General features: G+C 73.7%; 14 protein-coding genes. 3 read left to right on the top strand and 11 right to left on the bottom strand.

The features are described 5' to 3' along the window. Positions 1–44 precede the first annotated feature (44 nt). Positions 45–1,829 (bottom strand): ABC transporter ATP-binding protein, encoded by a 1,785-nt coding sequence (locus tag Pta02_RS22150; protein WP_203876810.1) that lies wholly within the window; start codon positions 1,827–1,829, stop codon positions 45–47. Between the two features lie 180 nt (positions 1,830–2,009). On the opposite strand from Pta02_RS22150, the gene Pta02_RS22145 reads away from it, so the two are divergent. Continuing rightward, positions 2,010–2,642 (top strand): TIGR03085 family metal-binding protein, encoded by a 633-nt coding sequence (locus Pta02_RS22145; RefSeq protein WP_203876809.1) that lies wholly within the window; start codon positions 2,010–2,012, stop codon positions 2,640–2,642. A gap of 297 nt (positions 2,643–2,939) precedes the next feature. Beyond that, positions 2,940–3,122 carry a hypothetical protein gene (locus Pta02_RS22140; protein ID WP_203876906.1) on the top strand — a complete coding sequence of 61 codons (183 nt, stop codon included), beginning with the start codon at positions 2,940–2,942 and terminating at the stop codon, positions 3,120–3,122. Positions 3,123–3,295: 173 nt separating this feature from the next. On the opposite strand, the gene Pta02_RS22135 is transcribed toward Pta02_RS22140, so the two are convergent. Further along, on the bottom strand, positions 3,296–5,848 hold the full coding sequence (locus Pta02_RS22135; protein WP_203876808.1) for a helix-turn-helix transcriptional regulator: 2,553 nt from the start codon (positions 5,846–5,848) through the stop codon (positions 3,296–3,298). 65 nt (positions 5,849–5,913) lie between these two features. Between Pta02_RS22135 and Pta02_RS22130 the strand changes: the two genes are divergently transcribed. Then, the gene (locus Pta02_RS22130) at positions 5,914–7,050 is read left to right on the top strand and encodes a phosphotransferase (protein WP_203876807.1); all 1,137 of its coding nucleotides are present in this window, start codon (positions 5,914–5,916) and stop codon (positions 7,048–7,050) included. Positions 7,051–7,111: 61 nt separating this feature from the next. On the opposite strand, the gene hisF is transcribed toward Pta02_RS22130, so the two are convergent. The 9 genes from hisF to hisD form a co-directional block, all read right to left on the bottom strand. Continuing rightward, entirely contained in the window at positions 7,112–7,882 is a 771-nt protein-coding gene (hisF, locus tag Pta02_RS22125; RefSeq protein ID WP_203876806.1) for an imidazole glycerol phosphate synthase subunit HisF, read from the bottom strand. Positions 7,883–7,902: 20 nt separating this feature from the next. After that, positions 7,903–8,298, bottom strand: a complete 396-nt coding sequence (locus Pta02_RS22120; RefSeq protein WP_203876805.1) for a RidA family protein — start codon at positions 8,296–8,298, stop codon at positions 7,903–7,905. Positions 8,299–8,324: 26 nt separating this feature from the next. After that, positions 8,325–9,044, bottom strand: a complete 720-nt coding sequence (gene priA, locus Pta02_RS22115; RefSeq protein ID WP_203876804.1) for a bifunctional 1-(5-phosphoribosyl)-5-((5-phosphoribosylamino)methylideneamino)imidazole-4-carboxamide isomerase/phosphoribosylanthranilate isomerase PriA — start codon at positions 9,042–9,044, stop codon at positions 8,325–8,327. Between the two features lie 4 nt (positions 9,045–9,048). After that, entirely contained in the window at positions 9,049–9,390 is a 342-nt protein-coding gene (locus Pta02_RS22110) for a hypothetical protein (RefSeq protein ID WP_203876803.1), read from the bottom strand. A 95-nt stretch (positions 9,391–9,485) separates the two neighbouring features. Then, a complete protein-coding gene (hisH, locus tag Pta02_RS22105) occupies positions 9,486–10,121 on the bottom strand; it encodes an imidazole glycerol phosphate synthase subunit HisH (protein WP_203876802.1) in 636 nt (211 codons plus the stop codon). Next, a complete protein-coding gene (locus Pta02_RS22100; protein ID WP_203876801.1) occupies positions 10,115–10,270 on the bottom strand; it encodes a CG2302 family histidine operon protein in 156 nt (51 codons plus the stop codon). Before Pta02_RS22100 ends, hisH begins: the two co-directional genes overlap by 7 nt. Positions 10,271–10,287: 17 nt before the next feature. Beyond that, positions 10,288–10,899, bottom strand: coding sequence for an imidazoleglycerol-phosphate dehydratase HisB (gene hisB / locus Pta02_RS22095; protein WP_203876800.1), 612 nt, complete (start codon positions 10,897–10,899; stop codon positions 10,288–10,290). Continuing rightward, positions 10,899–11,969 carry a histidinol-phosphate transaminase gene (locus tag Pta02_RS22090; RefSeq protein ID WP_203876799.1) on the bottom strand — a complete coding sequence of 357 codons (1,071 nt, stop codon included), beginning with the start codon at positions 11,967–11,969 and terminating at the stop codon, positions 10,899–10,901. The genes hisB and Pta02_RS22090 overlap by 1 nt, the downstream gene beginning before the upstream one ends. Further along, entirely contained in the window at positions 11,966–13,300 is a 1,335-nt protein-coding gene (gene hisD, locus Pta02_RS22085; RefSeq protein ID WP_203876798.1) for a histidinol dehydrogenase, read from the bottom strand. The genes Pta02_RS22090 and hisD overlap by 4 nt, the downstream gene beginning before the upstream one ends. Positions 13,301–13,336: the final 36 nt, after the last annotated feature.

The raw sequence follows: 13,336 nt of genomic DNA, 5'->3' as shown, positions 1-13,336 counted from the left end.
CCCGGCGGGCCCCGTCCGCCGTGCCCGGGTCTCGGCCGGCCCGCTCACGCGCTGACCTCCTCGTCGGACTCCAGCGCCTCGCGCTCGGCCTCCTCGCGCTCGTAGGCGGTGACCAGGTTGCGATAACCCTCACAGCGGGCGAGCAGCTCGTCGTGGGTGCCCCGGTCGGCGACCCGGCCGTGTTCGAGGTAGACGACCTCGTCGGCCAGGGCGATGGTGGCCATCCGGTAGGCGACGACCACCACGGTCGAGGCCGACGACATCGCGGCCGCGTCCCGCAGGCCGTACAGGATCTTGGCCTCGACCTGCGGGTCCACGCTGGAGGTGGCGTCGTCCAGGACGAGCAGCCGGGGGCGGCGCACCAGCGCGCGGGCCAGGGCCAGGCGCTGGCGCTGGCCGCCCGACAGGCTGGTGCCGCGCTCGCCGACCATGGTGTCCAGGCCGGAGGGCAGGGCGCTGACGAAGCCGTCGGCCTGGGCCAGCCGCAGCGCCTGCCAGACGTCCTGGTCGGAGATCGGCAGGCCGAGGGTGACGTTGCCGCGCACCGTGTCGTCGAACAGGAACGTCTGCTGGGGCACCAGCGACACCACGTCGCTGACCCCGCCGCGCGCGACCTCGCGCAGGTCCGTGCCGTCGACGAGGACGGCCCCGCGCGCCGGGTCGACCAGGCGGACGAAGGTCTGGACCAGGGTGGACTTGCCGGAGCCGGTGGGGCCGACGAGCGCGACGGTACGGCCGGGCTCGACCTCGAAGTCGACCCCGTGCAGGACCGTGAAGTCGCCGTAGGCGTAGCTCAGGTCGCTCACCCGCAGCCGGGCCGGGCCGTCGGCCGCCAGCGCGGCGGCGCCGTACTCCATGGAGCCGGTGGCCGAGAGCACGGCGTGGATCCGCTCGTAGCCGACCACGGCGCGGGGAAGCTCGGCCAGCACCCAGCCCAGGGCGCGGATCGGGAAGGCGAGCAGGGTGAACAGGTAGGCGACCTGGACCAGGACGCCGGCGGTGATCGCGCCGCTCTCCAGCCGCGCCGCGCCGACCAGCAGGACGGCCAGCACACCGAGGGTGGGCAGGGCCTCCAGCACCGGGTCGAACAGGCCGCGCACGCGCCCCACCGCGATGTTGGCGTCGCGCAGTTCCTCGGCCTTGGCCCGGAACCTGACGGTCTCCTCTTCCTCACGGCCGAGGGTCTTGACGACCAGGGCGCCGTCGAAGCTCTCGTGCGCGATCTCGCTGACCTCGGCGCGCAGCTGCTGGGCGCGGGTCGCCAGGGGGCTGAGCCTGCGCTGGTAGACCAGGTTCATCAGGGCGATCGCCGGGAAGATCAGGAAGCCGACGACGGCGAGCACGGGGTCGGTGATCACCATCGCGACCGCCGCGGTGAACAGCATGACGATCACGCCGACCGCCATCGGCAGCGGGGCCAGCGGGGCCCAGGCGGCCTCGGCGTCGGCGTTGGCGTTGGACAGCAGCTGGCCGGTCGGGTGACGGTGGTGCCAGGCCAGCGGGAGCCGCAGGTACTGCCGGGTGACGTCCCGGCGGGAACGGGCCTGCATGCGATATTGCATGACTCCGGCGAAGTAGCGCCGCCCGGCGACCCCGAGCGCCTTGAGCAGCGCGGTGCCGAGGATGAGGAGCAGCGCCAGGGACATCGCCCCGGCGGCGGTCTCCCCCGCGCCGAAGGCGGGCAGCACGACGTTCTCGGTGGCCCAGCCCAGCGCCCAGGCGGACGCGACCGTCATCGCGCCGTACACGCCGCTGGACAGCACGGCCGCGGTGAACACGGCCTTCTCGGCCCGGATGGCCACCCCGAGTACGCGGAGCCCCTTACGCATGACGGTGGACGTCACCTTGCTCGCCACTCGGGGTGTGTCCTTTCGTCGGGGAGATTGCTACATAAGTGAGTATCACGCTGGATCGAACGCTTATTCCCGATACCGGGTGATCGGCCCGTATGATCAGCGAGTCTCGTCCTGCTCTGGTTGCTCGCGCAACGGCATTGTTAGGATCGGGGGATGACACACGCCCGCGCCGAACGCGCCGCGCTCAGCGACCTGTTCGCCCGGCTCGGCCCGGACTCCCCCACCCTGTGCGAGGGCTGGACCACCTTCGACCTGGCCGCCCACCTCGTCCTGCGCGAGCGCAGGCCCGACGCCGCCGGAGGCATCGCCCTGGCCCCGCTGGCCGGATACACCGCCAAGGTGCAGGAGTCGCTGAAGGCCAAGCACGGCTTCGAGGGACTGGTGGAGCTGGTGCGCTCCGGCCCCGGCGGGGTCTACGGCCTGGTGCCCGGTCTCGACCAGGCCGTCAACACCATGGAGTTCTTCATCCACCACGAGGACGTACGGCGCGCGCAGCGGGTCTGGGAGCCCCGGGAGATGCCCGCCGACCTGGAGGAGAGCTTCTGGAAGCGGGTGCGGGCGGGACGCGGGCTGTTCCTGCGCAAGGCGCCGGTGGCCGTCGTGCTGCACCGGATCGGCGGCGGGGTCGCCCTGGGCGGGGCCAAGGACGGCCCCAAGGTCGAGGTGACCGGCCCGGCGGGCGAGCTGCTGCTGTTCTGCTTCGGCCGCCAGGCGCACGCCAAGGTGGACCTCAGCGGCGACGAGGCCGCCGTGGCCCGGCTGATGGACGCCTCCCTGGGCGTGTGATCACCGCCCCCGGGCCCGTCCCCGGGCGCCGCGCGGAGTGATCCGCGACACGGCGCGGCCCGTCGGCGGGCGGACACCTTTCCGCCATCGTGCTCTCTGTACCAGCCTGTCCGTATCAGGGAAGTACGCCGCATTGGACATGGGCGGCCTCGCCCCGCACCATGGCAGGAGCGGTCCAAGCAATCCCCCGAAGGGTCGATGGTCCCCCCGGACCTGCCGGGTATGATCACCATATCCGGGAGCCACTCGGGTCCAGAATGCCAAAGGTCTTTAAAATCCGGGTATATACGGCTGGGAATGGAACTGCAGGAGGCCCCCATGCAGGTCAAGAAGGTCCTCACCTACCTAGCGGTGGCGTTCGTGGTCTTCTACCTTTTCACCAAGCCCGCCGAGGCGGCGAGCGCGGTCAACGGCGTCTTCGACGGGATCGTCCGTGGCGCCGACCAACTGGCTGTATTCGTCACGCAAGTGCTGAGCTGACCGCCGGCGGGGGGTTGCCCCGCCCCTGACCTGTTGTCCCCGGTGCTCCCGTCCGGCCCGCGCGGGAGCACGGCACCTCACCCCCGATGTCTCCTCCGGCATCCCCGCAGACGTCACCGCGGACGTCCGCGCCGGCCCCCGTGCCCCCGCCGGAGAGTCCCGCCCGGAGTCGATCAGGTGATCCCCAGAATCCGGGCCAGCTGAGTGCGATCGCCCACCCCCACCTTCTCGTAGACCGAGTAGAGCGTGTTGGCGACGGTGCGCACGGACACCACCAGCCGCTCGGCGATCTCCCGGTTGCTCAGCCCCTGGGCGGCCAGAGTCGCGATCTCCCGCTGCCGCGGAGTCAGCCGGGGCGCCGCCGGCTCCATGAGCGCCACCGTGCGCGCCCCCTGGCACGCGCCGGCCAGGACCGCCGCCCGGGTCTGCGCGGCCCGCTCGCCCCGGCGCAGTCCCGCCTCCCGGTACAGCACGGCCGCCTGGGCCGCCGCCTCGGCCGCGTACAGCACCATGCCGAGCCCCTCGAAGTCCCGGGAGACCTCCTCGAGCGGCTCGGGGTCGCGGGCGGCGGCGTGCCGGGCGAACAGCGACGCCAGCGGCCCCTCGGCCCCCGGGCCGGCCAGGCGCCCGGCCACCAGGTCCGCGCGGCCGAGCCGTACCGCGTCGTGCAGGAAGAACGGCGCGTACGCGGGCGCCTCGGCGGCGGCCACCCGCGCCGCCTCCAGCGTCGCCGCGACCGCCCCGGCGACGTCGCCGCGCGCGGCGAGCGTCCACACCCTGGCCGCCCGCAGGGGGAGGACCACCAGCGGGCCGATCGGCAGCGCGGCGCTCTCCGCGGCGGCCAGCGCCTCCTCGGCCGCCGTCACCTCGCCCAGCAGCGCGTGGGCGTGGGCCAGCTCCCCCAGGCACAGTCCCGCCAGGAAGCTGGGGGACGGCAGCCGCCCGGCGGCCCGCCGGCACTGCCCGGCCGCCTCGCGGACCCGGCCCCGCAGCCGGAGCACCTCGCCCCTGCGCGCGCCGAAGCGGGCCATCGCGCTGTTCCACTGCCCGTAGTCGCCGTGCAGGCGGTAACCGGCATCGGCGCACCGCTCGGCGTCGTCCAGGTCGCCGAGCACCAGGGACGCCAGCAGACGGGCGTCCATCAGCCCGGCCATCATGCTGGGGTAGGAGCGGGACAGCTCCGCCGTGCCGCCCAGCACCTCCTCCACCTGCGCCAGGCACGGCCGGGCACGGCCCTGCATCGCCAGCAGGCTCGCCCGGACCGAGCCGGCGGCGAGCGTGTTGCGCGGGCCGTAGGGGCCCATCCCCCGGGCCCGCTCCAGCGAGGCCCCGGCCGCCGCGAGATCGCCCGCGAAGCACTCGAAGGCCGCCCGGGTGATGTGCACGCCCTGGCGCGTCTCCACGTCGGCGGCCAGCAGGCAGGCCTCATCGAACACCTCGCCCGCCTCGGCCGTGCGGCCCAGTCCCCAGAACAGGTTGAAGGCCCGGGCCAGGGGAAGCTCGATCCGCTTGTCGCGGTCGGTCTGCGGCCCCCCGGCGGCCAGGAACTCGGCCTCCGCCTCCTCGTGACGGTCGGCGTAGTACAGGGCCCTGGCCAGCAGCAGGTGCGCCCCGGCCCCGCCGCCCTCCGCGACCGCGGCGTGCCCGAGCCGTACGGCCAGCCGCAGGTCCCGCATGGCCCTGGCCCGGTCGCAGGCGGCCATGAGCAGCACCGGATCCCCGGGCGCGCCGCCGTCCAGGCGCCACACGGCCACCCGCAGGACGTCCTCGCGGCGCCGCATCCCCGTCGCCGCGACCGCGCCGGCCAGCTCACGCACCGTGGCGCGCTCGCGCAGCAGGCCGCATCCGGCCCGGATCACCTCCCCGTAGAGCGGGTGCGCCAGCCGTACCCGTAGCCTGCGCCCGTCCCGCGCGACGGTGACCAGCCTGCGGTCCTCCAGACGCTCGACCACCGTGGCGGAGACCAGCCCGGCCAGCAGGTCGGCGCCGAGCGGCTCGCCGTACGCCAGCAGTTCCAGCGCCCGCCGCTCGCCCGCGGCCAGCTCCCCGATGCGGGCCGCGACCGTCTCCCGCAGCGACGGCGTCATCGACGGCGCCGCCGATCCGCCGGACCCGTTCCAGCGCCACACCCCGCCCTCGTCCCGCAGCGCCCCCGACAGCACCAGCTCCCGCACGTACAGGGCGTTGCCCTGGCTGACCCGCCACATCCGCTCCGCGGCCTCCGGCTCGACCCGCCCGCCCAGGGCCCCCTCCAGGACCTCCCCCACCTCCCGGGCGGAGAGGGGACCCAGGTCCAGCCGCGGCAGCAGGCCGTCCTTCCACAGCGCCCGCACCGCGTCGCTCGCGGGCGCGTCGCCGCGGACCACCACGATCACCCTGGCCAGCTCCTGCGCCACCAGGTGGTGCACCAGGGCCGCCGAGGACGCGTCGAGCAGGTGGGCGTCGTCCACGACCAGCACCCGCGCGCCGAGCGCGGCGGCGGCCCAGCCCAGCGGGTTCCCCGCAGGCGGCGCGGGCGGCAGCAGGTGGGCGAAGGCCCCGAACGGGATCTCGGCGGCGGCCTCGGTCCCGCGCGCCCAGGCGACCCCGTCGAGCTCCAGCACGGCCTGGGCCGCCAGGCGGCTCTTGCCCGCCCCGGCCTCGCCCGCCACGACCACGCCCGAAGCGGCCGAGCGGATCTCCGCCAGCTGGGTCGCCCGGCCGGCGAACGGCCACGAGCTGCGCATCACTGGAGGATATTTGAGTAGGGCGTGCTCATGCGAGAGCAGCCGCCCGGGAGCACGGTGGCCCCATGACGACCCACACGACGCACATGACGGCGCACATGACGACGACACACATGACCACGGCGCTGGCCGCCGACGTGACGGACCTCGTCCGGGAGAGCCTGGGCGACCCGCTGGCCGACATCGCCCGGCGGTACGTCGAGCCGGTCGGCCACGACACCACGTCGATCTCCACCACCGGGCTCCACCGCGTCCGGGGCACCACGACCGACGGACGGCCGTGGTCGTTCTTCGTCAAGTCGATCCACTCGCTCAAGCACTGGCCGCTGATAGGGACGGTCCCCGCACCCGTGCGGGCGGAGATCATCGCGCGCTTCCCCTGGCGGGCGGACGCCGACACCTACCTGGCCGGGCCCCCGCTGCCCGAGGGGCTCCGGCTGCCGCGCCTGTACCGGGTCGACGATCTGGGCGACGACCGCCTGGTGCTGTGGCTGGAGGACGTGCGGACCGCGCCGGCGGCCTGGGACCTCGACCGCTACCGCCGCGCGGCCGGGCTGCTGGGCGCCCTGGCCGCCATGCGGCCGGCGACCGGCCCCCCGGACGGACCGGGCACCCCGCCCGATCCGGGGCTGCGGGTCTACTGCGCCGGGCCGGTCCAGCACTTCCTGTCGATCCTTCGCGATCCCGCGACGTGGCGGCATCCTCTGGTGGCCCGCTACGCCGACGACCTGCTCCGGGCCGACCTGCTGGCGCTGGGCGACCGGATCGGGCCGCTGCTGGCGGCGGTCGAACGGCTCCCGCACGCCCTCGGCCACGGCGACGCCAGCCCGCAGAACCTGCTGGTCCCCGCCGACGGCTCCGCGCAGTTCGTGGCCGTCGACTGGGGCTGGGGCTGCCCGGCGGCGATCGGCTTCGATCTGGGCCAGCTCCTGGTGGGCCTGGCCCACGCGGGCCTCACCGAACCCGCCGAGCTGCCGGCGATCCACGAGGCCATCGAGCCCGCCTACGCGGCCGAGGTGGACGCCGCCCCGGACCAGGTGGCGTTCGGCTACGCGGCCACGCTCGTGCTGCGCAACGCCTGGACGGCGCTGCCCCTGGACCACCTGGAGGAGCAGCCCACCCCGCGCCTGCACGAGCTGTTCCGCAAGCGCGCCGGCCTGGCCCGCTTCATCGCCGACCTCGGCCGTTCCCTGACGTCCTGAGACCCCTCGCGGCCCGGGACCGGTTCGCGGGGTCCCGGGCCGCGGGGCCGCCGGGTCCCGCTCAGCGGACGGGGTGACCGGCCGCGCGGAGGGTCTCCTTCACGTCGGAGATCTTGAGCTGGCCGAAGTGGAACACCGACGCCGCCAGGACCGCGTCCGCCCCCGCCTCGACCGCCGGGGGGAAGTGCTCCAGCGCGCCCGCGCCGCCGCTGGCGATCACCGGGACGGAGACGGCCGCGCGCACCGCGCGGATCATCTCCAGGTCGTAGCCGTCGCGGGTGCCGTCGCCGTCCATGGAGTTGAGCAGGATCTCCCCCACGCCCAGCTCCTCTCCCCGGCGGGCCCACTCGACCGCGTCGATGCCGGTGCCGCGCCGGCCGCCGTGGGTCGTCACCTCGAAGCCCGAGGGCGTCGGCGGGCCGTCCACGACCCGGCGGGCGTCCACCGACAGCACCACGCACTGCGCGCCGTACCGCCGCGAGGCCTCGGTCAGCAGCTGCGGGCGGGCGATGGCGGCGGTGTTCAGCGACACCTTGTCCGCCCCCGCCCGCAGCAGCAGGTTCACATCCTCCACCGAGCGCACCCCGCCGCCGACCGTCAGCGGGATGAACACCTGCTCGGCCGTACGGCGCACCACGTCGTACATCGTGGAGCGGTCGGAGCTCGACGCCGTGATGTCGAGGAACGTCAGCTCGTCGGCCCCCTCGGCGTCGTAGCGCCGGGCCAGCTCGACCGGGTCGCCCGCGTCGCGCAGGTTCTCGAAGTTGACGCCCTTGACCACCCGCCCGGCGTCCACGTCCAGGCAGGGGATCACTCGTACAGCGACGCTCACGTGGGGTTCCTCATCGTTGTCTATCGTTCTCTGTAGGCCTCGACCTCGACCTCGACCAGCATCCGGGGATCGATCAGGCCCGCCACCCGCACACCGGTGCAGGTCGGGCGGACCTGGCCGAAGAGCTCCGCATGGGCTCGGCCGACCTCGTCGTAGTGGTCGTCGTCGACCACGAAGTAGCGCACCCTGACGACGTCGTGCCGCGTCAGGCCCGCCTTCTCGATGGCGTCCAGCGCGACGCCGAACGCCGTGAGCGCCTGCTTGTAGGGGTTACCGACGTGAAGGACCTCACCGTCGACGGTCGCGGTGCAGCCGGAAACGATCACCCATGGGCCGGCGACCACCGCACGGGCGTAGCCGTACCGTTCCTCCCATACGCCCCCGCTGAACACCCTGGAACCCGTCCGGTGAATCACCCTGTCTCCTCTGTGCGCGCGGAAAGCTAGGAAACCGCCGCCAAGGCCTCCTCGAGTGTGAAGGCCTGGGCGTACAGGGCTTTGCCCACGATTGCCCCCTCAATGCCGATCGGAACCAGGGAAGCGAGAGCGCGCAGGTCATCGAGGGAGGAAACGCCTCCGCTGGCGACCACGGGCTTGTCGGTACGGGCGCAGACCTCGCGCAGCAGCTCCAGATTCGGGCCCCGGAGGGTGCCGTCCTTGGTGACGTCGGTGACGACGTAACGCGGGCAGCCGTCGGCCTCCAGGCGCTCCAGCACCTCCCACAGGTCGCCGCCCTCCTGGGTCCAGCCGCGGGCGGCCAGGGTGGTGCCGCGCACGTCCAGGCCGATGGCGATGCGGTCGCCGTACTCGGAGATGATCTTCGAGCACCAGGCCGGGTTCTCCAGGGCCGCGGTGCCGATGTTGACCCGGCGGCAGCCGGTGGCCAGCGCCGCCTCCAGCGAGGCGTCGTCGCGGATGCCCCCGGACATCTCGACCTTGATGTCGAGCGCCTTCACGACCGAGGCGAGCAGCTCCCGGTTCGACCCCCGGCCGAAGGCGGCGTCGAGGTCGACCAGGTGGATCCACTCGGCCCCGGCCTCCTGCCAGGCCAGCGCCGCCGACAGCGGGTCGCCGTAGGAGGTCTCGGTGCCGGCCTCGCCCTGCACCAGGCGGACCGCCTGGCCGTCGGCGACGTCCACGGCGGGCAGCAGCTCTAGCGACATCTGATCAGGACCTCCGGTCAAAGGCGACGGTGACCAGCACCGGCACCAGCAGTAGGGACAGGATGAGAACGCCCAGCCGCGCCGACCACGAGGACCAGAGCAGCCAGGCGATCACCTGGACGATGAGGAACAGGACCGCCACGACCCCGTTCTGCGTGCGGCGGCGACGGGCCATGATGCCACGCTGACCGGCGATCCGGACCGGCCGCCCCGGCAACAGGGCGGCCAGCCGGCCCGCACGCTCGCGCCGCCGGGCGCGCCGGGCCTCACGCCCGGCGCGCACGGCCGCCTGGCGGGCCTGCTCGGCCTCCCGCTCGGCCCGCCTGCGGGCCCGCTCCTTGCTCATCGGAGACTCATCGGGGACTCATCGGCAATTCACAGCGTTCAATCGGACGTCGGAAGGGTTCGGCCGGGTTCGTCGGGACGCTCACGGACGCGTGCTCACCCGACGGTCCCCAGCCAGTTCGCCAGCAGCTGGGCCCCGGCGTCACCTGACTTCTCCGGATGGAACTGGGTGGCCGTCAGCGGGCCGTTCTCCACCGCGGCGACGAACGGCACCGCGTGCTCGGCCCAGGTCACCAGCGGGTCGGTGAACCCGGGGCCGGCCTTCAGCTCCCAGTTGCGCACGCCGTAGGAGTGCACGAAGTAGAACCGCGCGTCGGCGTCGAGACCGGCGAACAGCACCGACTCGGCGGGCGCCTTGACCGTGTTCCAGCCCATGTGCGGCAGGACCGGGGCCTCCAGGCGCTCGACCGTGCCGGGCCACTCGCCGCACCCCTCGGTCGTGACGCCGTGCTCCACGCCGGTCTCGAACAGGATCTGCATGCCCACGCAGATGCCGAGCACCGGCCGCCCCGCCGACAGGCGGCGGCCGACGATCCGGTCGCCGTGCACCGACTTCAGCCCGCTCATGCACGCGGCGAACGCGCCGACCCCCGGCACGACGAGGCCGTCGGCCTCCATCGCCGCCTCGTAGTCGGCGGTCACCGTGACGTTCGCGCCGACCCGGGCCAGCGCGCGCTCCGCAGAGCGCAGATTGCCCGAACCGTAGTCCAGGACCGTGATGTTCTTCACCACCAGAGCACCGCCGCCGTGGTCGCCAGGGCCGCGAGGGCGGCCAGCAGCACCGCGCCCTTCTTCAGGCCCTGTTTGAGGAAGGAGATGATGCCGCCCACCAGGAACAGGGCGACGAAGGCCATCGCGATGGCCGTCCAGTTGTCAGTCATCCGTCACCCGTCGCCACTCACAGCACGCCCTTGGTGCTGGGCACGCCGCTGGCCCGCGGGTCCGGCTCCGACGCCTCGCGCAGCGCCCGCGCCAGAGCCTTGAACTGCGCCTCCACGATGTGGTGGGCGTTGCGGCCGTAGGGCACGTGCACATGCAGGCAGATGGCGGCGTGCGCGACGAAGGACTCCAGGATGTGCCGGGTCAGCGTCGTGTCGTAGTCGGGGCCGATCATCGGGGCCATGTTCTCGGGCTCGCTGTGCACGAGGTACGGCCGGCCGGACAGGTCGACGGTGACCTGGGCGAGGGACTCGTCCAGGGGGCACGACGCGCTGCCGAACCGCCGGATGCCCGACTTGTCGCCCAGCGCCTCGCGGAACGCGACGCCCAGCGCGATCGCCGTGTCCTCGATCGTGTGGTGCGAGTCGATGTGCAGGTCGCCCTCGGTCTTCACCGTCAGGTCGAACAGCCCGTGCTTGCCGAGCTGGTTCAGCATGTGGTCGTAGAACCCGACGCCGGTGGACACCTCGACCACGCCGGTGCCGTCGAGGTTCACCTCGACCAGCACCGAGGTCTCCTTGGTGGCGCGCTCGACGCGGCCGACGCGCGGCCCGCCTCCGGCAAGACTCATCACAAGATCCCTTCCAGGGCGGCGCGGAACGCCGCCATCTCCTCTGCCGTACCGACGGACACCCGCAGCCACTCGGGCGGGCCGACCTCGCGGATCAGCACCCCCCGCTCCAGCAGGCCCTCCCACACCGCGCGCCGGTCGGGGAAACGCCCGAAGAGCACGAAGTTGGCGTCGGAGTCGGCCACCGTCAGTCCCCTGCCCCGCAGCCACTCCACCGTGGCGTCCCGCTCCCGGCGCAGCATGTCGACGGTGCCGAGCAGCTCGTCGCGGTGCGCCAGCGCCACGCGCGCCGCCGTCTGGGTGAGCGTGGACAGGTGGTACGGCAGCCGCACCAGCAGCAGGGCCTCGATCACCGCCGGGCAGGCGGCGAGGTAGCCCAGCCGGGTGCCGGCCATCGCGAACGCCTTGGACATGGTCCGGGTGACGATCAGCCGGGGGTTGTCCGGCAGCAGCGTCAGCGCGGACGGCGTGCCGGTGCGGGCGAACTCGAAGTAGGCCTCGTCCACCACCACCATGCCGGGCGCGGCCTCGACGACACGGGCGATCACCGCCGGGTCGAGCGCGGTGCCGGTGGGGTTGTTGGGCGAGGTCAGGAAGACGACGTCGGGCCGGTGCTCGGCGATCACGGCGACCGCCTTGTCCGGGTCGATCCCGAAGTCCTCCTCGCGCATCCCGGAGATCCACTCGGTGGAGGTGCCACCGGCGATGATCGGGTGCATCGAGTAGGACGGCTCGAAGCCCAGCGCGCTGCGGCCCGGGCCGCCGAAGGCCTGCAGGATCTGCTGGATGACCTCGTTGGAGCCGTTGGCGGCCCACACCTGCCCGGTCGTCAGCCCGTGGCCGAGATAGGCGGCCAGCTCCGCGCGCAGGCCGAGCGCGTCGCGGTCGGGATAGCGGTTGAGCTCGGCCGCGGTGTGCCGCACCGCCTCGGCCAGGTCGGTGACCAGGGAGGCGGAGGGGCCGTAGGGGTTCTCGTTGGTGTTGAGCCGCACCGGGACGTCGATCTGCGGGGCGCCGTACGGCGTCCGCCCCCGCAGGTCCTCACGGAGGGGCAGGTCCTGCAGCCTCATGAACGCCCCTCCCAGTCACCGAGCTCGGCCAGCTCGCCCTCGGCGAACCTGACGCGGACCGCCGCGCCGTGCGCGGGCAGGTCCTCGGCGTCGGCCAGGACCGACACGTGGGCCGCGGCGCCGGCCAGGGCCTCGCGGGTGTATTCGACGACGTGGATGCCGCGCAGGAAGGTCTGCACCGACAGTCCCGAGGAGTGGCAGGCGCAGCCGCCGGTGGGCAGCACGTGGTTGGACCCGGCGAGGTAGTCGCCGAGCGAGACCGGCGCGTAGGTGCCGACGAAGATCGCCCCGGCGTTGCGGACCCGGGCGGCCAGCGCGGGCGCGTCGGCGGTGTGGATCTCCAGGTGCTCGGCGGCGTAGGCGTCCACGACGCGCAGCCCGGCCTCCATGTCGTCCACCAGCAGGATGCCCGACTGGCGGCCCGACAGGGCCGTGGCGATGCGCTCGGAGTGCTTGGTCGCGGCCACCTGGCCGGGCAGTTCCTTCTCCACGGCCTCGGCCAGCTCGACCGAGTCGGTGACCAGCACCGCCGCGGCGATCTGGTCGTGCTCGGCCTGGCTGATCAGGTCGGCCGCCACGTGCGCCGGGTCGGCGGTGGAGTCGGCCAGGACGGCGATCTCGGTGGGCCCGGCCTCGGAGTCGATGCCGATGCGGCCCTTGAGCAGGCGCTTGGCCGCGGCGACCCAGATGTTGCCGGGACCGGTGACCATGGTCACCGGGGCGCACTCCTCGGTGCCGTAGGCGAACATCGCCACGGCCTGGGCGCCGCCGACGGCGTAGACCTCCTCCACCCCGAGCAGCGCGCACGCGGCCAGGATGGTCGGGTGCGGCAGCCCGCCGAACTCCTTCTGCGCCGGCGAGGTCACCGCCAGGGAGGTCACCCCCGCCTCCTGGGCGGGCACGACGTTCATGACCACGCTGGAGGGATAGACCGCCTGGCCGCCGGGGACGTACAGGCCCACGCGCTCGACGGGCACCCAGCGCTCGGTGACGGTGCCGCCGGGCACCACCCGGGTCGTGACGTCGGTGCGGCGCTGGTCGCGGTGGACCAGGCGGGCCCGGCGGATGGACTCCTCCAGGGCCGCGCGGACCCGGGGGTCGAGCTCCTCCAGCGCGCGGGTGATCGCCTCGGCGGGCACCCGGGTGGACTCCAGCTCCACCCCGTCGAAGCGGGCGGTCAGCTCCCGGACCGCGGCCACCCCGCGATGATGCACGTCCTCGCAGATGGGCCGGACCATCGTCAGGGCGGCTTCGACGTCGAGTTCGGCACGGGGCAGCACGTCGCGCAGGTCCTCGGGGAGGGCACCGCGCAGGTCGGTACGGGAAATCACCCGTACAGTCTACGGAGCCGGGGCACCGGGTCTGGT

Source organism: Paraplanobispora takensis, from assembly GCF_016863195.1.
Classification (GTDB): Bacteria; Actinomycetota; Actinomycetes; order Streptosporangiales; family Streptosporangiaceae; genus Planobispora; species Planobispora takensis.
This window is presented reverse-complemented; position numbering and strand designations above follow the sequence as displayed.